Origin of the sequence: Serinibacter salmoneus (assembly GCF_002563925.1) — a bacterium.
Taxonomy (GTDB): Bacteria; Actinomycetota; Actinomycetes; order Actinomycetales; family Beutenbergiaceae; genus Serinibacter; species Serinibacter salmoneus.
The window spans coordinates 551,252-572,565 of sequence record NZ_PDJD01000001.1; the positions used below are offsets into that span (position 1 = coordinate 551,252).

The following is a 21,314-nucleotide window of genomic DNA, read 5'->3' on the forward strand; positions in this document are numbered from 1 at the left end:
CGCTACTCCTCCTCCTGTGTGGGGGCCGCCCGGCCCGCCGCACGGTCGCCACTGCTCCCCGCACCGTCCACGATCGCCGCGCTCGGCAGCGTGATCGTGACGCGTGTCCCGAGACCCGGCGCGCTGTCTAGGTGCACGTCACCGCCGTGCCCGGACGCGATCGAGGCGACGATGGCAAGGCCGAGGCCCGTGGAGTCCGCGGGCGCCCCGCGCCCCGAGACGAAGCGATCGAAGACCCGGTCGTGTTCCTGAGGGGGGATCCCGATGCCCTCGTCACGGACCCACAGCCGCAGCGCGGCTCCCTCCCAGGCGGAACCGATGGCCACGTGCGTGTCCGGTGCCGAATAGCGCACGGCGTTGGAGGCGAGTTGCAGGAGTGCCTGGGTCACCCGCTCGCGGTCCAGGAGCGCCGTCCCCTCGGCCAGGGCATCCAGCCGCCAGCGGCGGGGCCCGAGTCCCCGTGCCTTGGCGAGCACGGTGTCGAGCAGTTCGGCGACGTCGGTCGGCTGCGCTCGCACGAAGTCCGGACGCTCCGCCCGGGCGATCGTCGCGAGGTCGTCCACCAGCCGGTTCATCCGATCGAGTTCGTCCAGGGCCAGTTCGCGCGTGGCGGTGGCGTCGGCCACATCGCCGGCGTCCATCAGCTCCAGGTGACCGCGGACAACGGTGAGCGGGGTACGCAGTTCGTGCCCGACGTCGTACATGAACCGCCGTTGGGCCTCGAGCGTGCCCTCCAAGCGGGCGAGCATGGCGTTGACGGTCCGGGTGAGGTCAGCCAGGTCGTCGCTGCCCACCACCGGCACGCGACGGGTCAGGTCGCCGGAACTCACCTCCCGCGCTGTGCGACTGACCAGCGCGACTGGGCGCAGGATCCGCCCGGCGATCGTCCAGCTCACCGCGGCGATGAGGAGGATCGCGGCCAGGGCCACGGCGCCGTAGATGCGCAGGGTGGTCGTCAACGACCTGAGTTCGGCCTGTGCATCGAAGGCCACCACCAGGGCGGCCGGCGGGCCCGTGCCGACCTGGATGGGCACCGTGACGTAGCGGTAGGTGGTCACGGGGGTGTGGGCGCTGGCCAGGACCACCCGGCCCGACTCCCACGGCTCGCCGATCGCGTCGATGAGTCCGATGTCCTCCTGCGGCGTCAGGGCGTTCAGTTCGGCGTACTGCAGTACCCCGGTGGAGTCGATGGTGAAGGCACCCTCGTTCGCGCTCGGTACGAAACGTTGCAGGGCCTGATACAGCAGATCCTGGGCTGAGGCGTAGGGCGCCTGCGTGCGGGGATCGATCTCGGTCTCGGCAAGTGCGCGCACCTCGGCGACGGTGCGTTCGAGGGAGTCGTCGATCTGGGTCTCCAGTCGCTCCCGTTCCAGGAGGTAGAGGACCGCGCCGGCGCAGATCAGGGCGAGCGCGGTCAGTCCGGTCGTCGCCAGCACGATCCGGGCCCGCAGGGAGCCCCACCATCGGCGGCGTGCCGTGCCCGGCTCGGGATCCGCGTCCGGTGCGGTGGTCACGACCCCTCGCTCATGGGAAGGTGCGCGGGCTAGTCGTCATCGTCATCGTCATCGTCGTCGTCCCAGTCGTCGTCATCGTCGCCGTCGTCGTCGTCGTCGTCGTCGTCCCAGTCGTCGTCCCAGTCGTCGTCGTCATCATCGTCGTCGTCCTCGACGTGGGGGGCCGGCGGAACGGCCACGGGTGTCCTGGGCGGGGGGGATGGCAGAGAGGACGGCGTGGGGGAGGAGGGCGCCGGGGACCCTGCGGTGGGGGACTGGGTCGCGGGGGACGGCGTGGTGGCGGGCGGCGTGGAGGCGGGTGGCGTGCTGACGGGGGTCGCAGTCCCGGTGCCGACTGGCTCCGGCAGAATGACGGCGTCGCCGACCTCGCGCACCTCCTGGCCGGGGCCGCCGGCGACGGCGAGAGCCGCAACTGCCAGTACGAGCGCCGCCACCACGGCCACGGCCAGCGTGCGGCCTCGGACCCCCGCCCCGGAACGGGGCGAGGCGTCGTCGTCGGCTGCGGGATCCTCGGCTGCCGTCATGCCAGCAGTGTGTCAGCGCTGCATGAGACGCAGATGAGAGACGTGGTGCCGTGGCCGGCCGCCTGCGGTCAGGAGGCCTCGCCGAGCAGCGCCGCGATGCGCCCCACACCCTCCGCCAGGTCCGCATCACCCAGCGCATAGGAGAGGCGGAGGTAGCCGCTCGGGCCGAACGCCTCCCCGGGCACGACCGCGACCTCGGCCTCGGCCAGGATGAGGGAGGCGAGCTGCGCCGAGGTGGTCGGCGTGGTCCCGCGGATCGTGCGACCCAGCACCCCGCGCACATCCGGGTAGGCGTAGAACGCGCCGAGGGGGGTCGGGCAGTCGACGCCGTCGATGGCGTCGAGCGAGGCCACCATCGCGCGCCGTCGCCGGTCGAGGGCCACCTTCATCTCCTCCACCGCGTCCATGCCGCCGGCCAGGGCCGCGATCGCCGCCCGCTGGGAGACGTTGGCGACGTTCGAGGTCAGGTGCGACTGGAAGTTGGTGGCGGCCTTGATGACGTCCTTCGGTCCCTGCATCCACCCCACGCGCCACCCGGTCATCGCGTAGGTCTTCGCCACGCCGTTCAACACGATCGTGGTCTCGGCGAGGTCCGGCACCGCCTGCAGCACCGGGGTGAAGACGGCGTCGTCGTAGGTCAGGTGCTGGTAGATGTCATCGGTGATCACCCAGATGCCGTGCCGCAGTGCCCAGGCACCGATCGCCGCGATCTGCTCCGGTGAGTAGACCGCCCCCGTGGGGTTGGAGGGGGAGTTCAGCAGCAGCGCGCGGGTCCGCGGGGTCCGGGCCGCCTCGAGCTGGTCCACGCTCACCAGATAGCTGGCCTCGATGCCGGCGAACACCTCCACGGGCACGCCGCCGGCCAGCCGGATGGCCTCGGGATAGGTGGTCCAGTAGGGGGCGGGCAGCAGCACCTCGTCGCCGGGATCGACCACGGCGGCGAAGGCCTGGAAGACCGCCTGCTTGCCGCCGTTCGTCACCAGCACCGAGGTCGGGTCGATCTCGTAGCCGTTGTCCCGCAGCGTGGCCTGGGCAATCGCCTCGCGCAGGGCGGGAAGGCCGGCGGCGGGGGAGTAGCGGTGGTTGGCAGGGTCGAGGCACGCTGCCGCCGCGGCCTCCACCACGTGCGGTGGCGTGGGGAAGTCCGGTTCGCCCGCCCCGAAACCGATCACCGGCCGGCCTGCCGCGCGCAGCGCCTTGGCCTTGGCGTCCACAGCGAGGGTGGCGGACTCGGCGATCGCGCCGAGCCGGGCCGAGACGCGGCGGGGGGTGGGCTGAGGGTCCGTCGATGGCGTACTCACGCGTCCTATCGTGGCACGAGCACGCTCGCTGCGGGTGGGTACAGCGGCCCCGGGCCCACGCGCGGGCAGCGTGCGAGGGCCTCGCGATCTCGTGGCGGGTGGACCCGGTTCGACCTCGCGCCCCGCGTCGCGTACAGTAGTCCCCCGGTGGTGTTACACCGCCCTGCTCAGCCATGCGTCACCGCGGCTGGTTCTCCGGCCGGAGAATCCCCGTGGCGCCGTTGCTGCGGGGTCGGGGCCATCGAAGGGCAGTGGCGCAATTGGTAGCGCACCGGTCTCCAAAACCGGCGGTTGTGGGTTCGAGTCCCGCCTGCCCTGCGCACAACGATCCAGTGACACGACGGCGAGGAAGAGCACGGATGAGCGAGTCCACCGCGACCGGCGCGAGCAAGGCGCCGCAGCAGCGCGCCGGACTGTTTGCGCGCATCGCCCTGTTCATCCGCCAGGTCGTGGCCGAACTGCGCAAGGTCGTCACGCCCACGCGGTCGGAGCTGGTGAACTACACGATCGTCGTCATCGTGTTCGTGCTGATCGTGATGGCGTTCGTGTTCGGACTCGACTTCGTGTTCGGCCGCCTCGTGCTGTGGGCGTTCGGGCAGTAGCGGATCCGAGCCGTCCCTTGCACCGGGTGCGCCGGTGCTCAGGGGGTGCCGGCTGAACGCAGCCGAGCCGAGTTTCACGCGAGGTTCTCAACAGAAAGCAGGTCGGACGTGTCCGAGACCACCGAGTCGCAGCCCGTCGAGGACGGCGGCGCCGCCGTCGACCCCGTCGAGGAGTTCCGGCGCGAACTGCGCGCGATGCCCGGCGACTGGTACGTCATCCACTCCTACGCCGGCTACGAGAACCGCGTGAAGTCCAACCTCCAGACCCGCATCACCACCTTGAACATGGAAGAGGAGATCTTCCAGATCGAGGTGCCGATGGAGGAGGTCGTGGAGGTCAAGGCGAACGCCCAGCAGAAGGTCGTCAAGCGCGTTCGCATCCCCGGGTACGTCCTGGTGCGGATGGACCTCACCGACGAGTCGTGGGGTGTGGTGCGCCACACCCCCGGCGTGACCGGGTTCGTGGGGCACACCCACCAGCCCGTCCCGCTCACGCCGGACGAGGTCATCTCGATGCTCGCGCCCACGCTGGAGAAGCAGGCGCCGGCGAGCGGCGGTGCGGCCACGGGCGCCGAGTCGGGTTCCCAGGGCTCCGCCCGCGAGATCGAGGTGGACTTCGAGGTCGGCGAGTCGATCACGGTCACCGACGGTCCCTTCGAGGGAATGCCTGCCACGATCTCCGAGATCGAGGCGGAGTCCGCGAAGCTCAAGGTTCTCGTGTCCATCTTCGGCCGGGACACCCCGGTCGAGCTCGGGTTCGGCCAGGTCGCCAAGCTCTGAGCACCCGGGCGGCGGACCCGCCGTCCGATGCAACCGGGTCATCGCCCATGGCGTCGGCCCACCACCACGAAGGAAACTCGCATGCCTCCCAAGAAGAAGGTCTCTGGCCTCATCAAGCTCCAGATCCAGGCCGGTGCGGCCAACCCCGCGCCGCCGATCGGCCCCGCGCTCGGTCAGCACGGCGTCAACATCATGGAGTTCTGCAAGGCCTACAACGCCGCCACCGAGTCGCAGCGCGGCAACGTGGTGCCGGTGGAGATCACGGTCTACGAGGACCGCTCCTTCACCTTCGTCCTGAAGACCCCGCCGGCCGCTGAGCTCATCAAGAAGGCCGCCGGTGTGGCCAAGGGTTCCGCGACCCCGCACACCGCCAAGGTCGCCAACCTCTCGCGCGAGCAGGTGCGGGAGATCGCCACCACGAAGCTGGCGGACCTCAACGCCAACGACCTCGAGGCCGCCGAGAAGATCATCGCCGGCACCGCTCGGTCGATGGGGATCACGGTCTCGGAGTAATCGATCCCCGGGCAGCCGCCCGGGGGGTTCACCCCGTGGGAGGGTCCGCGTGGACCCGCACCACACCTGCCACAAGGAGCAGTACGCATGGCCACGCACGGCAAGAACTACCGCAAGGCGGCGGAGCGGATCGACCGCACCGCCCTCTACGCTCCCGCGACGGCGATCCGCCTCGCCAAGGAGACAGCGTCCACCGGTTTCGACCAGACGGTCGAGGTCGCTTTCCGCCTCGGTGTCGACCCCCGCAAGGCGGACCAGATGGTCCGCGGAACCGTCAGCCTGCCCAACGGCACCGGTAAGACCGCCCGCGTGCTCGTGTTCGCCGTCGGTGAGCGGGCGCAGCAGGCCCTGGACGCGGGCGCTGACGAGGTCGGCGGCGACGAGCTGATCGAGAAGGTCGCGGCGGGTTACACCGACTTCGACTCCGCGATCGCCACGCCTGACCTGATGGGCAAGGTGGGTCGTCTCGGTCGCGTGCTCGGTCCGCGCGGCCTGATGCCGAACCCGCGCACCGGCACCGTCACCATGGACGTCGCCAAGGCCGTCGGGGAGATCAAGGGCGGCCGGATCGACTTCCGAGTCGACAAGAACGGCAACCTGCACGCCATCATCGGCAAGGCCTCGTTCACGGTGGAGAAGCTCGCCGAGAACTACGCCGCGCTGTTCGAGGAGCTGCAGCGACTCAAGCCCGCCTCCTCCAAGGGCCGTTACCTGATCAAGGGCACCGTCTCCACCACGATGGGCCCCGGTGTGCCGCTGGACGTGGCGCGCACCCGCAACCTCACCAGCGAGGACGCCGCCTGAGGCACCACGCTGCAGCGCAGGCCCGGATCCCGTGGGGGTCCGGGCCTGCGTCGTCCCCGCGGCGTGCGGCGCTCGTCCGGGCGCCTGCGCCTGGGCGGGGAGGCCGCGGCGGCACCGCGACCGGCGCGTGAGGATCCGGCCGGACACGATTTGGCGCCCGCGCCGGGGGTGTGTACTCTCGGACACGTACCCAAGACCGTCGGTCTCTCACGCTGCCCTGCGTGAGGTGAAATTCCGTGAGGAAGCCTACGCAGGTGCGAGTTCCGCCGTGTGGTGCCCCGTGCGCCGTGAGTGTGAGCCCCGCCCTGTGTGCGGGGCTTTTCTCATGGTCCGACGCTGTGGTCCTGGGGTCGTCCACACGAAAGGAATGCCATGGCGAGGCCGGACAAGGCCGCAGCAGTCGCTGAGCTCACTGAGCTCTTCCGCGACTCCAGCGCCGTCGTCCTCACGGAGTACCGCGGCCTGACGGTCGCACAGCTCCAGGAGCTTCGACGCGCCCTGGGCGCCGACACGCACTACGCCGTGGCGAAGAACACGCTGACCGCGATCGCGGCGCGCGAGGTCGGGTACACCGAGTTCGCGGACAAGCTGGCGGGTCCCTCCGCCATCGCGTTCGTGACGGGTGACCCCGTCAACGCCGCCAAGGGTCTGCGCGACTTCGCCAAGGCCAACCCCGCACTGGTCCTCAAGGCCGGTGTGCTCGAAGGCAAGGAGCTCGCTCCTGCCGATCTCGAAGGACTCGCCGACCTGGAGTCGCGCGAGGTCCTGCTGGCGAAGGCTGCCGGCGCGATGAAGGCCAAGCTCAGCCAGGCGGCTGCGCTCTTCAACGCTCCCGCGTCCAAGACCGTCCGCACCATCGAGGCCCTTCGCGAGAAGCAGGCCGACGCCGCCTGACGGCGGAATCACCCACACAGATCAGGCGGGTCGCGCTGTGCGCCCGACCAGACTAGGAAGGAACGCCCATCATGGCGAAGCTCACCAACGACGAGCTCATCGAGGCTTTCAAGGAGCTCACCCTCATCGAGCTGTCGGACTTCGTGAAGAAGTTCGAGGAGGTCTTCGAGGTCACCGCTGCTGCTCCGGCCGCCGTGGCCGTGGCCGCCCCGGGTGCCGGTGGCGGCGCCGAGGAGGCCGCTGAGGAGAAGACCGAGTTCGACGTCATCCTCGAGGAGATCGGCTCCGGCAAGATCGCCGTCATCAAGGAGGTGCGCGCCATCACGGGTCTCGGCCTGAAGGAGGCGAAGGACCTCGTGGACGGCGCTCCGAAGCCGGTGCTCGAGGGCGCCACCAAGGAGGCCGCGGACAAGGCCAAGGAGGCACTCGAGGGCGCCGGCGCCAAGGTCACCGTCAAGTGATCTGATCGCTTCTCCTGCGGCGCCACGTGCCGCATTCGGTAAGGCCCGGACCGCCACCCGCGCGGTCCGGGCCTTGCCTTAGGTCTCGGTCGTCGGCCCGACTGTGCCACGCCGCACGAGACCATGTGTTTGACTCTGCTTCGCACGAGCGGTATGCTCGCGCTTTGCGCTGCACTGTGCCCCTGGCGTTGCCCTGCCCGTGTTCGATCCGTGTGGATCGCGCCTGCTGCTCGGACCGCCGCGGTCGCGGGGTGGCGCGCGAGAACACCCTTATCGTAGGGAAGGATCCCTCTTGGCTGCCTCGAGCAACCCTTCGATCGCTGACGCCATCGCCAACCGAACTGCCTCGCGAAGGGTTACCTTCGCCAAGATCTCCGAGCCGCTGCAGGCCCCAGACCTGCTCGGCCTCCAGGTCGATTCCTTCGACTGGCTCCTCGGCAACGAGCGCTGGCGCGCTCGTGTGGAGGACGCTACCAAGCACAAGCAGCAGGTGCCCGCCACCAGCGGCCTCGAGGAGATCTTCGCGGAGATCTCCCCGATCGAGGACCTCGGCGGTTCCATGTCGCTGTCCTTCCGCGACCACCGGTTCGAGCCCCCGAAGTTCACGGCCGAGGAGTGCAAGGAGAAGGACTTCACCTACTCCGCACCGCTCTTCGTCACCGCGGAGTTCGTCAACTACACGACCGGCGAGATCAAGTCGCAGACGGTGTTCATGGGCGACTTCCCGCTCATGACCGACCGCGGCACGTTCGTCATCAACGGGACCGAACGTGTGGTCGTCTCCCAGCTCGTGCGCTCCCCGGGCGTCTACTTCGAGCGGGTGGCGGACAAGACCTCGGACAAGGACGTCTTCACCACGAAGGTGATCCCGAGCCGCGGCGCCTGGCTGGAGTTCGAGATCGACAAGCGCGACGCCGTCGGTGTGCGCATCGACCGTAAGCGCAAGCAGTCCATCACCGTCTTCCTCAAGGCGCTCGGGATGACCGAGAGTGAGATCCGCGAGGAGTTCGCCGACTTCCCGGTGGTCCTGGAGACCCTGGAGAAGGATGCCCCGTCCACCCAGGACGAGGCGCTGTTGGACATCTACCGCAAGATCCGTCCGGGCGAGCCGCCCACGGTGGAGGCCGGTCAGGCGCTGCTGGAGAACTTCTACTTCAACCCCAAGCGCTACGACCTGGCCAAGGTGGGTCGCTACAAGCTGAACAAGAAGCTGGGCCGGCACGCCGAGCTCGCGGAGTCCGTCCTGAGCCTGGCCGACATCGTGGCCTCGGTGAAGTACCTGGCCGCGCTCCACCAGGGGCAGACCTCCTACGCGCTGGGCGACGGCGAGGACGAGGTCCGCGTCGAGACCGACGACATCGACCACTTCGGCAACCGGCGTATCCGCGCCGTGGGCGAGCTCATCCAGAACCAGGTCCGCACGGGCCTGTCCCGGATGGAGCGCGTGGTCCGCGAGCGGATGACGACGCAGGACGTCGAGGCGATCACGCCGCAGACCCTGATCAACATCCGCCCGGTCGTGGCCTCCATCAAGGAGTTCTTCGGCACGAGCCAGCTCTCGCAGTTCATGGACCAGAACAACCCGCTCGCGGGTCTGACCCACAAGCGGCGACTCTCGGCCCTGGGCCCGGGTGGTCTCTCCCGTGACCGCGCCAGCATGGAGGTGCGAGACGTCCACCCCTCGCACTACGGCCGGATGTGCCCGATCGAGACCCCCGAGGGTCCGAACATCGGTCTGATCGGCTCCCTCGCGACCTACGCGCGCATCAACCCGTTCGGCTTCGTGGAGACGCCCTACCGCAAGGTCGTGGACGGTCTGGTCACCGACGAGGTGGTCTACCTGACGGCCGACGACGAGGACCGTCACGTCATCGCGCAGGCCAACGCGCCGCTCACGGAGGACTTCCACTTCGCCGACGAGCGCGTCCTTGTGCGCGCCGGCGGTGAGGAGGCGGTGCTGGCACCGGCCGGCGACGTCGACTTCATGGACGTGTCCCCGCGCCAGATGGTGTCGGTGGCCACGGCGATGATCCCGTTCCTCGAGCACGATGACGCCAACCGAGCCCTCATGGGTGCGAACATGCAGCGCCAGGCGGTGCCGCTGGTGCGCTCCGAGGCCCCGTTCGTGGGAACCGGGATGGAGCGCCGTGCCGCGGTGGACGCCGGCGACGTGATCGTGGCCACCAAGCCGGGTGTGGTGACCGAGGTCTCGGCCGATGCGATCGTGGTGGAGCAGGACGACGCGACCACGTTCACCTACCGGGTGGCGAAGTTCCAGCGTTCCAACCAGGGCACCTCCTACAACCAGCGCGTGCTGGTGGACGAGGGGCAGCGGGTCGAGGTCGGTTCCGTGCTGGCCGATGGTCCCGCCACCGACGAGGGGGAGCTCGCCCTCGGACGCAACCTGCTCGTGGGCTTCATGTCCTGGGAGGGTCACAACTACGAGGACGCGATCATCCTCTCCCAGCGCCTCGTCTCGGAGGACGTCCTCTCCTCGATCCACATCGAGGAGCACGAGGTCGACGCCCGCGACACGAAGCTGGGTCCGGAGGAGATCACGCGGGACATCCCGAACGTCTCTGACGAGGTCCTCGCTGACCTGGACGAGCGCGGCATCGTGCGCATCGGCGCCGAGGTCGGCGCCGGCGACGTGCTGGTCGGCAAGGTCACCCCGAAGGGTGAGACGGAGCTGACCCCGGAGGAGCGTCTGCTGCGCGCCATCTTCGGCGAGAAGGCGCGCGAGGTGCGCGACACCTCCCTCAAGGTGCCGCACGGTGAGTCCGGCACGGTCATCGGGGTGCGCGAGTTCAACCGGGAGGACGGCGATGAGCTGCCCCCCGGTGTGAACCAGCTCGTGCGGGTCTACGTGGCCCAGCGCCGCAAGATCACCGATGGTGACAAGCTGGCGGGGCGTCACGGGAACAAGGGCGTGATCTCCAAGATCCTGCCGGTGGAGGACATGCCGTTCCTCGAGGACGGGACGCCGCTGGACGTGGTGCTCAACCCGCTGGGTGTGCCGGGCCGCATGAACGTGGGCCAGGTGCTGGAGACGCACCTCGGGTGGGTCTCCAAGCAGGGCTGGGACGCCGGGATCGAGCAGGCCAAGACGGGCATCCGCCCCGCCTGGGCCGCGAACCTGCCCGACTCCGTGCTGAAGGCCGAGCCGGGGACCCCGGTCGCCACCCCGGTCTTCGACGGTGTGAGTGAGGACGAGCTGGCGGGTCTGCTGGACTCCACGCTGATCAACCGTGACGGCGTGCGGATGATCAACCACACCGGTAAGGCGCGGCTGTTCGACGGTCGTAGCGGTGAGCCGTTCCCGGACCCGATCTCGGTCGGCTACATGTACATCCTGAAGCTGCACCACCTGGTGGACGACAAGATCCACGCCCGCTCCACGGGTCCGTACTCGATGATCACGCAGCAGCCGCTGGGCGGTAAGGCCCAGTTCGGTGGCCAGCGGTTCGGCGAGATGGAGGTATGGGCGCTGGAGGCCTATGGCGCCGCCTACGCGCTCCAGGAGCTGCTGACGATCAAGTCCGACGACGTGCCCGGCCGCGTGAAGGTGTACGAGGCCATCGTCAAGGGTGAGAACATCCCGGAGCCGGGTATCCCGGAGTCGTTCAAGGTGCTCATCAAGGAGATGCAGTCCCTGTGCCTGAACGTCGAGGTGCTCTCGGCCGACGGCACGCTCATCGAGATGCGCGACACCGACGAGGAGGTCTACCGGGCAGCTGAGGAGCTCGGTATCGACCTGTCCCGTCGCCCCGACGCGAGCAGCGTCGACGAGATCTGAGCCCGCTCGCCCCGGCGCGCCACGTGGCGCGCCGGGGCACGGTTCGGATCATCACAACTCTTTACCGGTGACACACCGAAGGAAGTAGGACATCTTGCTCGACGTCAATGTCTTCGACGAGCTGCGTATCGGCCTGGCCACGGCCGACGAGGTGCGGACCTGGTCGCACGGCGAGGTCAAGAAGCCCGAGACGATCAACTACCGCACGCTGAAGCCGGAGAAGGACGGGCTCTTCTGCGAGAAGATCTTCGGGCCCTCCCGCGACTGGGAGTGCAACTGCGGCAAGTACAAGCGCGTGCGCTTCAAGGGGATCGTCTGCGAGCGGTGCGGCGTGGAGGTCACCCGCTCCAAGGTGCGCCGCGAGCGCATGGGCCACATCGAGCTGGCCGCCCCCGTGACGCACATCTGGTACTTCAAGGGTGTGCCCTCGCGTCTGGGCTACCTGCTCGACCTCGCGCCGAAGGACCTGGAGAAGGTCATCTACTTCGCCGCGTACATGGTCACGGACGTGGACGAGGAGAAGCGCCACGCCGATCTGCCGAGCCTGCAGAACGAGATCGACATCGAGAAGGGCACGATCGAGAAGCGCCGTGACCTCGACATCGAGGCCCGCGCGCAGAAGCTCGAGGCGGACCTCGCCGAGCTCGAGGCCGAGGGTGCCAAGGCCGATGCCCGACGCAAGGTGAAGGACTCCGCCGAGCGTGAGATGGCTCAGCTGCGCAAGCGCGCCGATGCCGAACTCGCTCGCGTGGAGCGAGTCTGGGACCGCTTCAAGAACCTGAAGGTCGCCGACCTGGAGGGTGACGAACTGCTGTACCGCGACCTCGAGGTCCGGTACGGCAACTACTTCTCCGGGTCCATGGGTGCCCAGGCGATCAAGCGTCGCCTGGAGACCTTCGACCTGGCCGCGGAGTCGGAGTCGTTGCGCGAGACGATCCGCACCGGCAAGGGGCAGCGCAAGACGCGCGCGCTCAAGCGGCTGCGTGTGGTCAACGCGTTCCTGACCACCGACAACTCCCCGATGGGGATGGTGTTGGACTGCATCCCGGTGATCCCGCCGGACCTGCGTCCGATGGTGCAGCTCGACGGTGGCCGCTTCGCGACCTCCGACCTCAACGACCTGTACCGCCGTGTGATCAACCGCAACAACCGCCTCAAGCGCCTGCTCGACCTCGGTGCGCCCGAGATCATCGTGAACAACGAGAAGCGCATGCTCCAGGAGGCCGTGGACGCGCTGTTCGACAACGGCCGCCGTGGTCGCCCCGTGACGGGCCCGGGCAACCGCCCGCTGAAGTCCATCTCGGACATGCTCAAGGGCAAGCAGGGTCGGTTCCGTCAGAACCTGCTCGGTAAGCGTGTGGACTACTCCGGCCGTAGCGTCATCGTGGTGGGTCCGCAGCTGAAGCTGCACCAGTGCGGTCTGCCCAAGCAGATGGCGCTGGAGCTCTTCAAGCCGTTCGTGATGAAGCGCCTGGTCGATCTGAACCACGCGCAGAACATCAAGAGCGCCAAGCGGATGGTCGAGCGTGCGCGCTCGGTGGTGTGGGACGTGCTGGAGGAGGTCATCACCGAGCACCCCGTGCTGCTCAACCGTGCCCCCACGCTGCACCGACTGGGCATCCAGGCATTCGAGCCGCAGCTGGTGGAGGGCAAGGCGATCCACCTGCACCCGCTCGTGTGTGGCGCCTTCAACGCCGACTTCGACGGTGACCAGATGGCGGTCCACCTGCCGCTGAGCGCCGAGGCGCAGGCCGAGGCCCGCATCCTGATGCTCTCGAGCAACAACATCCTCAAGCCGTCCGACGGCCGTCCGGTGACGATGCCCTCGCAGGACATGATCATCGGGCTGCACCACCTGACGTGCGACCGTAGCGACGCCAAGGGTGCGCAGGACCCGGTGCGCGGCGGGCGCCGTGCGTTCTCCTCGGTGGCCGAGGCGATGATGGCGTTCGACAACGGCGAGCTGGACCTGAACGCCGAGGTGGACATCCGGATGGACGACCTCGTGCCGCCGGTCGGCTGGGAGGCCCCGGAGGGCTGGGAGGCCGGCACCCCGGTGCTGTTCACCACCACGCTCGGACGGGCCCTGTTCAACGAGACCCTGCCCACCGACTACCCGTTCGTGAACTCGGTGGTGGGCAAGAAGGAGCTCTCGGTCATCGTCAACGACCTGGCCGAGCGCTACCCGAAGGTCGCGGTGGCCGCGAGCCTGGACGCGCTGAAGGAGGCCGGGTTCTCCTGGGCCACGCGCTCCGGGATCACCATCGCCGTCTCGGACGTCGTGGCACCGGAGGCCAAGAAGGCGATCATCGCCGACTACGAGGCCCGGGCGGCCAAGGTCCAGGGTCAGTACGAGCGCGGTCTGATCACCGACGAGGAGCGTCGCAGCGAGCTCATCGACATCTGGACCCAGGCCACGAACGTGGTGGCGGACACCATGCGGGAGAACTTCCCCGAGCGCAACACCATCCAGCGGATGGTGGGCTCGGGCGCCCGCGGTAACTGGATGCAGGTGCGTCAGATCGCCGGTATGCGTGGACTCGTGTCGAACCCGAAGGGTGAGATCATCCCGCGCCCGATCATCTCCAACTACCGCGAGGGTCTCTCGGTGCTGGAGTACTTCATCGCCACGCACGGCGCCCGCAAGGGCCTGGCCGACACCGCGCTGCGTACCGCCGACTCCGGGTACCTGACCCGTCGCCTGGTGGACGTCTCGCAGGACGTCATCATCCGCGAGGAGGACTGCGGCACCGAGCGTGGCTTGGTGACCGTGATCGCGGAGAAGGACTCCGAGGGCCGTCCGATGCGTTCGGAGAAGGTCGAGACCAGTGCCTACACCCGCACCCTCGCCACGGACGTGGTGCTCGAGGGCGAGGTGCTCGCCGAGGCCGGGTCCGACGTGGGCGACGTGCTGATCGAGAAGCTCGTGTCCGCCGGGGTGGAGACGATCAAGGTGCGCTCCGTGCTCACCTGCGCCTCCCGCGTGGGAACCTGCGCGAAGTGCTACGGCCGCTCGCTGGCCTCCGGGAAGATGGTGGACGTCGGCGAGGCCGTCGGCATCATCGCGGCGCAGTCCATCGGTGAGCCGGGCACCCAGTTGACCATGCGTACCTTCCACACCGGCGGTATTGCCGCGGCGGAGGACATCACGCAGGGTCTGCCGCGTGTCCAGGAGTTGTTCGAGGCCCGCACCCCCAAGGGTGAGGCCCCGATCACCGAGGTCTCCGGTCGCGTGGCTGTCGACGACAGCGAGTCCGTTCGACGCCTGGTGGTCACCCCCGACGACGGCAGCGAGGAGGTGGCCTACCCGGTCACCAAGCGCGTGCGCCTGCTCGTGCAGGACGGCGATCACGTCAAGGTCGGGCAGCAGCTCGTCGCCGGCGCCGTGGACCCGAAGAAGGTGCTGCGCATCCTGGGTCCCCAGGCCACGCAGAGCCACCTCGTGGACCAGGTGCAGGAGACCTACCGCAGCCAGGGTGTGGAGATCCACGACAAGCACATCGAGGTGATCGTGCGGCAGATGCTGCGGCGCGTCACCGTGCTGGAGGCGGGCGATTCCGCCCTCCTGCCGGGCGAGCTCTCCGAGCGCGGCCGGTTCGAGGACGAGAACCGTCGCGTGCTGTCCGAGGGTGGCACGCCGGCCTCCGGTCGTCCGGAGCTGATGGGGATCACCAAGGCCTCGCTGGCCACGGACTCCTGGCTCTCGGCCGCATCCTTCCAGGAGACCACCAAGGTGCTCACGGAGGCCGCGATGAGCGGCCGCAGTGACTCCCTGCTGGGCCTGAAGGAGAACGTCATCCTCGGTAAGCTCATCCCGGCCGGTACGGGTCTGGCCCGCTACCGCAACGTCTCGGTGGAGCCCACCGAGGAGGCCAAGGCCGAGCTCTACCCGGCGTTCGGGTACGACGAGATCGACTACCTGCCCATGGGTTCCGGCTCGGGTGAGGCTGTCCAGCTCGAGGAACTCGACCTCGGTCGCGGGTACGACGACTACCGCTGATCACCCACCGCGCGCAGCGCGGTGAGCACCAGCCGGTGAACACCAGCACGGCGGCCGGTCACCTCAGGGTGGCCGGCCGCCGTCGTCTCTGCCGGGTGGCGACCCGCGCCCGGGGAGAGGGCAGTTGACGCGGTCACCAGGTGCGGGTAGTGTTTCCTCCGGTGCCCGCCACGGCGGGCTTCTGTGTGCGCGTGAACGCGAGCCTGAACGGTACCCCTCGGGGCGTCGGTCGCGGTCACAGTGTGGCTCGATGTCACCGGCGCCCCGGCGAGCGGCCTGACCCTCGCGGTGCGCCCAGCGTCGAGCGCAGCGTGACACGGCGGCCCACCCCAGGGCGTATCGAATCACCACTCACGACGGAGATGTAGTGCCCACTATCCAGCAGTTGGTCCGCAAGGGCCGGTCGGCCAAGGCCGCCAAGACGAACACGCCGGCGCTGAAGGGGTCCCCCCAGCGCCGCGGTGTGTGCACCCGCGTGTACACCACCACCCCGAAGAAGCCGAACTCCGCGCTGCGCAAGGTCGCACGCGTGAAGCTCTCCTCCGGCATCGAGGTCACCGCCTACATCCCGGGTGTGGGCCACAACCTGCAGGAGCACTCGATCGTGCTCGTCCGCGGCGGTCGTGTGAAGGACCTGCCCGGTGTCCGCTACAAGATCGTGCGTGGCGCGCTCGACACCCAGGGTGTCCGCGGCCGTCAGCAGGCTCGCAGCCGCTACGGCGCCAAGAAGGAGAAGAAGTAATGCCTCGTAAGGGTCCCGCACCCAAGCGCCCCGTCGTCGTCGACCCGGTCTACGGTTCGCCCACGGTGACGCAGCTGGTCAACCGCGTGCTGCTGGACGGCAAGAAGTCCGTCGCCGAGCGCATCGTGTACGACGCCCTGGAGGGTGTCCGCGAGAAGACGCAGGGCGACCCCGCGGTCGTGCTCAAGCGCGCACTCGACAACGTCCGTCCCTCGCTCGAGGTGAAGTCCCGCCGCGTCGGTGGTACCACCTACCAGGTGCCCGTCGAGGTCCGTCCCGCCCGCGCGACCGCGCTGGCGATGCGGTGGCTCGTGGACTACTCGCGGCAGCGCCGCGAGAAGACGATGACCGAGCGTCTGATGAACGAGATCCTCGACGCCTCCAACGGCCTCGGTGCCGCTGTGAAGCGTCGCGAGGACACGCACAAGATGGCCGAGTCCAACCGGGCATTCGCGCACTACCGCTGGTGATCCGCTCGGCGGGGCATGCCCCGCCGGCCTCACCCTCCGACCGCACGCCGTGCGGTCACGTCCTTCGCTCATCACGACCAGAAGAGAGCATCTGTGGCAACCGACGTGCGTACCGACCTACGCCATGTCCGCAACATCGGCATCATGGCGCACATCGATGCGGGCAAGACCACCACGACCGAGCGGATCCTGTACTACGCAGGGGCGAACTACAAGATCGGTGAGACGCACGACGGCGCGTCGACCACCGACTGGATGGAGCAGGAGAAGGAGCGCGGCATCACGATCACCTCGGCCGCGGTGTCCTGCTTCTGGAAGCAGAACCAGATCAACATCATCGACACCCCCGGGCACGTCGACTTCACCGTCGAGGTGGAGCGTTCGCTGCGCGTGCTCGATGGTGCGGTCGCGGTGTTCGACGGCAAGGAGGGCGTGGAGCCCCAGTCGGAGACCGTGTGGCGGCAGGCCGACAAGTACGAGGTCCCGCGCATCTGCTTCGTCAACAAGATGGACAAGCTGGGCGCCGACTTCTACTTCACGGTCGACACCATCAAGACCCGTCTGAAGGCCAAGCCGCTGGTCATCCAGCTGCCGATCGGTGCCGAGAACGACTTCATCGGCATCGTGGACCTCGTGGAGATGAACGCGAAGGTCTGGCACGGCGAGACCAAGCTGGGGGAGACCTACGACACCGAGGAGATCCCCGCGGACCTGCAGGCCAAGGCCGAGGAGTACCGCGCGGAACTCATCGAGGCCGTGGCCGAGACCAGCGAGGAACTGCTCGAGAAGTACCTCGGCGGTGAGGACCTCACGATCGAGGAGATCAAGACCGGTATCCGTGAGCTCACGGTGAAGTCCGAGGCCTACCCGGTGCTGTGCGGCTCGGCGTTCAAGAACAAGGGCGTCCAGCCCATGCTCGACGCCGTGATCGACTACCTGCCCTCCCCGCTGGACGTCGACAATGTGCACGGTCACGACGTGAAGGACGAGTCGATCACCCTGACCCGTCCCGCCGACGAGACCGCGCCGTTCTCCGCGCTGGCCTTCAAGATCGCCGTCCACCCCTTCTACGGCAAGTTGACCTACGTCCGGGTGTACTCCGGCCGTGTCGAGCCGGGCGCCCAGGTGCTGAATGCCACCAAGGGCAAGAAGGAGCGCATCGGCAAGCTGTTCCAGATGCGCGCCAACAAGGAGATCCCGATCGAGGAGGCCGTGGCGGGCCACATCTACGCCTTCATCGGGCTGAAGGACGTGACCACGGGTGACACCCTGTGCGATCAGTCCGACCCGATCATCCTGGAGTCGATGACCTTCCCCGAGCCGGTCATCGAGGTCGCCATCGAGCCGAAGACGAAGGGTGACCAGGAGAAGCTCTCCGTGGCCATCCAGAAGCTGGCCGAAGAGGACCCGACCTTCCAGGTCATGCTCGACCCGGAGACCGGCCAGACCAAGATCAAGGGGATGGGCGAGCTCCACCTCGACATCCTGGTCGACCGGATGAAGCGCGAGTTCAAGGTGGACGCGAACGTGGGTAAGCCCGAGGTGGCCTACCGCGAGACCATCCGCCGCAAGGTCGAGAAGGTCGACTACACCCACAAGAAGCAGACGGGTGGCTCCGGCCAGTTCGCGAAGGTCCAGGTGACCTTCGAGCCGCTGGACACCACGGACGGCGAGATGTACGAGTTCGCCAACGCTGTGACGGGTGGCCGCGTGCCGCGTGAGTACATCCCGAGTGTGGACGCCGGAATCCAGGACGCCCTCGGTTCGGGTGTGCTGGCCGGCTACCCGATGGTGGGCGTGAAGGCGACCCTCATCGACGGTGCCTACCACGACGTCGACTCCTCGGAGATGGCGTTCAAGATCGCCGGCTCCATGGTCGTCAAGGAGGGCATCAAGCGCGCCGACCCGGTGCTGCTCGAGCCCGTCATGGCGGTCGAGGTGCGTACGCCCGAGGAGTACATGGGCGACGTCATCGGCGACCTCAACTCCCGTCGTGGCCTCATCCAGTCGATGGAGGACGCGAGTGGCGTTAAGGTGATTCGCGCACAGGTGCCGCTCTCGGAGCTGTTCGGCTACATCGGCGACCTGCGGTCCAAGACCCAGGGTCGTGCGGTGTACTCGATGCAGTTCGACAGCTACGCCGAGGTTCCTCGGAACGTCTCCGAGGAGATCATCAAGAAGACCCGGGGCGAGTAGTCCCACGGGGCGTCAGCTCCACCAACCAGATACACCGACCCGTAGGGACACCGCCTGCAGATACCCTGCACGGTGACGAACTACCCGAGTTCCAGGAGGAACGAAAGTGGCGAAGGCCAAGTTCGAGCGGACCAAGCCGCACGTCAACATCGGCACGATCGGTCACGTCGACCACGGTAAGACGACGCTGACCGCTGCCATCTCCAAGGTGCTGCACGACAAGTACCCGGAGCTGAACCCCTTCACGCCGTTCGACGAGATCGACAAGGCGCCGGAGGAGAAGCAGCGTGGTATCACGATCAACATCGCGCACGTGGAGTACCAGACGGAGGCGCGTCACTACGCCCACGTCGACGCTCCCGGCCACGCCGACTACATCAAGAACATGATCACCGGTGCCGCCCAGATGGACGGCGCGATCCTGGTGGTCGCCGCGACCGACGGTCCGATGGCCCAGACCCGTGAGCACGTGCTGCTCGCGCGTCAGGTCGGCGTGCCGTACCTGCTCGTGGCGCTGAACAAGTCCGACATGGTCGACGACGAGGAGATCCTCGAGCTCGTCGAGATGGAGGTCCGTGAGCTGCTGTCCTCGCAGGAGTTCGACGGCGACAACGCGCCGGTCGTGCGCGTCTCCGGCCTGAAGGCCCTCGAGGGTGACCCGGAGTGGGTCAAGTCCGTCGAGGAGCTCATGGACGCCGTGGACGAGAACGTCCCGGAGCCCGTGCGTGACATGGACAAGCCGTTCCTGATGCCGATCGAGGACGTCTTCACCATCACCGGCCGCGGCACCGTCGTGACCGGCAAGGTCGAGCGCGGCAAGCTGGCGATCAACTCCGAGGTCGAGATCCTGGGTCTGCGCGCCGCGCAGAAGACCACGGTCACCGGCATCGAGATGTTCCACAAGCAGATGGACGAGGCGTGGGCCGGCGAGAACTGCGGTCTGCTGCTGCGTGGCATCAAGCGCGAGGACGTCGAGCGTGGTCAGGTCGTCGTGAAGCCGGGTTCCGTGACCCCGCACACGAAGTTCGAGGGCCAGGTCTACATCCTGAAGAAGGAGGAGGGCGGCCGTCACAACCCGTTCTACTCCAACTACCGCCCGCAGTTCTACATCCGCACCACGGACGTGACCGGTGTCATCGAGCTGCCCGAGGGCACCGAGATGGTCCTGCCGGGTGACCACACCGAGATGACGGTCGAGCTCATCCAGCCCATCGCGCTGGAGGAGGGCCAGGGCTTCGCGATCCGCGAGGGTGGCCGTACCGTCGGTTCCGGCACCGTGAGCAAGATCCTGGCCTGAGCCACCCGCCCCACGGGGCAGGCACGTCAGGAGTGTGGGCCCGGCAGCGTTGCTGCCGGGCCCACACCCATGTCTGGCAGCGGCGTGCGCCTTCGCGCGCTGTGCCGCAGGTCATCCAGGCCAGGCCGCTATCCGGCTGGCGTTGTGCGGCCCGATGTGGCAGACTGTTCAGGTTGCCTCGTTGGGGCGGGGTTCGGCGTGCGCCTTGCGCGAGCCGGACCCGCGACCGGAGGCAAAACATGCCCACGGACGAATGCCGGGACATCGGGCGGAGGAATCCGCTGCCGGTCCGGGTGGATCCGCGGGTGTAGACCCCGACTCGAGCACCGACTCGTGAGCACGCGAGTGCACCGCGCGGGTGGGTCGCGAAAGCGACACGCCCGAGCGCGGGGGTCGGTCAGGTAGTTGTCAGCGGTAACGAGAGAGAGAGTCAGACAGCCATGGCGGGACAGAAGATCCGCATCCGGCTCAAGTCCTACGACCACGAGGTCATCGACAGTTCGGCGCGCAGGATCGTCGACACGGTGACTCGCGCTGGTGCGACGGTGGTGGGCCCGGTGCCGCTGCCGACGGAGAAGAACGTGTACTGCGTCATCCGTTCTCCGCACAAGTACAAGGACAGCCGCGACCACTTCGAGATGCGCACGCACAAGCGCCTCATCGACATCATTGACCCGACGCCGAAGGCCGTCGACTCGCTCATGCGACTCGACCTGCCGGCGGACGTCAACATCGAGATCAAGCTCTGAGGATCCGATCATGACTTCCACCACCAATGCACGCGCGGTCACCGCGCTGCTCGGCTCCAAGCTGGGCATGACCCAGGTCTGGGACGCCGAGGGACGCCTTGTCCCGGTCACGGTCGTCCGGGTCGGCACCAACGTCGTCTCCGCGGTCCGTTCCGCCGAGACCGACGGCTACGAGGCCGTCCAGCTCGCCTTCGGCGAGATCGACCCCCGCAAGGTGACGCAGCCCGTCAAGGGCCACTTCGCCAAGGCCGGCGTGACCCCGCGCCGCCATGTCGCCGAGATCCGCACCGCGAACGCCGCCGAGTTCACCCTCGGTCAGGAGATCACCGCCGAGGCGTTCTCCGCGGGCGACGCGGTCGACGTGACCGGCACCACCAAGGGCAAGGGCACCGCCGGTGTGATGAAGCGTCACGGCTTCTCCGGCGTCGGCGCCTCGCACGGTGCGCACCGCAACCACCGCAAGCCGGGCTCGATCGGCGGCGCTTCGACGCCCTCGCGCGTGTTCCGTGGCCTGCGGATGGCCGGCCGCATGGGCAACGCCCGCAAGACCGTTCAGAACCTGACGATCCAGGCCGTGGACGCCGAGAAGGGTCTGGTGCTCGTCGCCGGTCCCATCCCCGGCGCCAAGAACTCCCTCGTCGTCATCCGTACCGCCGTGAAGGGGGCGTGAC

At 68.2% G+C, this 21,314-nt stretch carries 17 protein-coding genes and 1 tRNA gene; 15 read left to right on the forward strand and 3 right to left on the reverse strand.

Features of this window, described 5'->3' with window-relative positions; genetic code table 11:
• Window positions 1-2 precede the first annotated feature (2 nt).
• The 3 genes from ATL40_RS02295 to ATL40_RS02305 form a co-directional block, all read right to left on the reverse strand.
• Window positions 3-1,514: a sensor histidine kinase gene (locus ATL40_RS02295; protein WP_098468126.1), complete on the reverse strand. Its 1,512-nt coding sequence runs from the start codon at window positions 1,512-1,514 to the stop codon at window positions 3-5.
• A gap of 29 nt (window positions 1,515-1,543) precedes the next feature.
• Entirely contained in the window at window positions 1,544-2,038 is a 495-nt protein-coding gene (locus ATL40_RS02300) for a hypothetical protein (protein WP_169925858.1), read from the reverse strand.
• Between the two features lie 68 nt (window positions 2,039-2,106).
• Window positions 2,107-3,339, reverse strand: coding sequence for a pyridoxal phosphate-dependent aminotransferase (locus ATL40_RS02305; RefSeq protein ID WP_425443339.1), 1,233 nt, complete (start codon window positions 3,337-3,339; stop codon window positions 2,107-2,109).
• A 245-nt stretch (window positions 3,340-3,584) separates the two neighbouring features.
• Here ATL40_RS02305 and ATL40_RS02310 point away from each other — a divergent pair.
• The 15 genes from ATL40_RS02310 to rplC all read left to right on the forward strand — a co-directional run bounded on the left by ATL40_RS02310 (window position 3,585) and on the right by rplC (window position 21,313).
• Window positions 3,585-3,657, forward strand: a tRNA-Trp gene (locus tag ATL40_RS02310).
• A gap of 41 nt (window positions 3,658-3,698) precedes the next feature.
• Entirely contained in the window at window positions 3,699-3,941 is a 243-nt protein-coding gene (gene secE / locus ATL40_RS02315; RefSeq protein ID WP_098468129.1) for a preprotein translocase subunit SecE, read from the forward strand.
• Between the two features lie 45 nt (window positions 3,942-3,986).
• Window positions 3,987-4,721, forward strand: coding sequence for a transcription termination/antitermination protein NusG (nusG, locus tag ATL40_RS02320; protein WP_425443340.1), 735 nt, complete (start codon window positions 3,987-3,989; stop codon window positions 4,719-4,721).
• 81 nt (window positions 4,722-4,802) lie between these two features.
• Entirely contained in the window at window positions 4,803-5,234 is a 432-nt protein-coding gene (gene rplK, locus ATL40_RS02325) for a 50S ribosomal protein L11 (protein ID WP_098468131.1), read from the forward strand.
• An 87-nt stretch (window positions 5,235-5,321) separates the two neighbouring features.
• On the forward strand, window positions 5,322-6,038 hold the full coding sequence (gene rplA / locus ATL40_RS02330) for a 50S ribosomal protein L1 (protein ID WP_098468132.1): 717 nt from the start codon (window positions 5,322-5,324) through the stop codon (window positions 6,036-6,038).
• Between the two features lie 372 nt (window positions 6,039-6,410).
• Window positions 6,411-6,932: a 50S ribosomal protein L10 gene (gene rplJ / locus ATL40_RS02335; protein WP_098468133.1), complete on the forward strand. Its 522-nt coding sequence runs from the start codon at window positions 6,411-6,413 to the stop codon at window positions 6,930-6,932.
• A gap of 71 nt (window positions 6,933-7,003) precedes the next feature.
• Window positions 7,004-7,393 carry a 50S ribosomal protein L7/L12 gene (rplL, locus tag ATL40_RS02340; RefSeq protein WP_098468134.1) on the forward strand — a complete coding sequence of 130 codons (390 nt, stop codon included), beginning with the start codon at window positions 7,004-7,006 and terminating at the stop codon, window positions 7,391-7,393.
• Window positions 7,394-7,685: 292 nt separating this feature from the next.
• Complete coding sequence (rpoB, locus tag ATL40_RS02345) at window positions 7,686-11,189, forward strand: DNA-directed RNA polymerase subunit beta (RefSeq protein ID WP_098468135.1); 3,504 nt, start codon at window positions 7,686-7,688, stop codon at window positions 11,187-11,189.
• A gap of 94 nt (window positions 11,190-11,283) precedes the next feature.
• Complete coding sequence (locus ATL40_RS02350; RefSeq protein ID WP_098468136.1) at window positions 11,284-15,189, forward strand: DNA-directed RNA polymerase subunit beta'; 3,906 nt, start codon at window positions 11,284-11,286, stop codon at window positions 15,187-15,189.
• A gap of 367 nt (window positions 15,190-15,556) precedes the next feature.
• On the forward strand, window positions 15,557-15,931 hold the full coding sequence (gene rpsL / locus ATL40_RS02355; RefSeq protein ID WP_098468137.1) for a 30S ribosomal protein S12: 375 nt from the start codon (window positions 15,557-15,559) through the stop codon (window positions 15,929-15,931).
• A complete protein-coding gene (gene rpsG / locus ATL40_RS02360; RefSeq protein ID WP_098468138.1) occupies window positions 15,931-16,401 on the forward strand; it encodes a 30S ribosomal protein S7 in 471 nt (156 codons plus the stop codon). Before rpsL ends, rpsG begins: the two co-directional genes overlap by 1 nt.
• Before the next feature lie 93 nt (window positions 16,402-16,494).
• Window positions 16,495-18,597: an elongation factor G gene (gene fusA, locus ATL40_RS02365; protein ID WP_098468139.1), complete on the forward strand. Its 2,103-nt coding sequence runs from the start codon at window positions 16,495-16,497 to the stop codon at window positions 18,595-18,597.
• Window positions 18,598-18,703: 106 nt separating this feature from the next.
• Entirely contained in the window at window positions 18,704-19,894 is a 1,191-nt protein-coding gene (gene tuf / locus ATL40_RS02370) for an elongation factor Tu (protein WP_098468140.1), read from the forward strand.
• A 440-nt stretch (window positions 19,895-20,334) separates the two neighbouring features.
• Entirely contained in the window at window positions 20,335-20,643 is a 309-nt protein-coding gene (gene rpsJ / locus ATL40_RS02375; protein ID WP_098468141.1) for a 30S ribosomal protein S10, read from the forward strand.
• Window positions 20,644-20,653: 10 nt separating this feature from the next.
• A complete protein-coding gene (gene rplC, locus ATL40_RS02380; protein WP_098468142.1) occupies window positions 20,654-21,313 on the forward strand; it encodes a 50S ribosomal protein L3 in 660 nt (219 codons plus the stop codon).
• Window position 21,314: the final 1 nt, after the last annotated feature.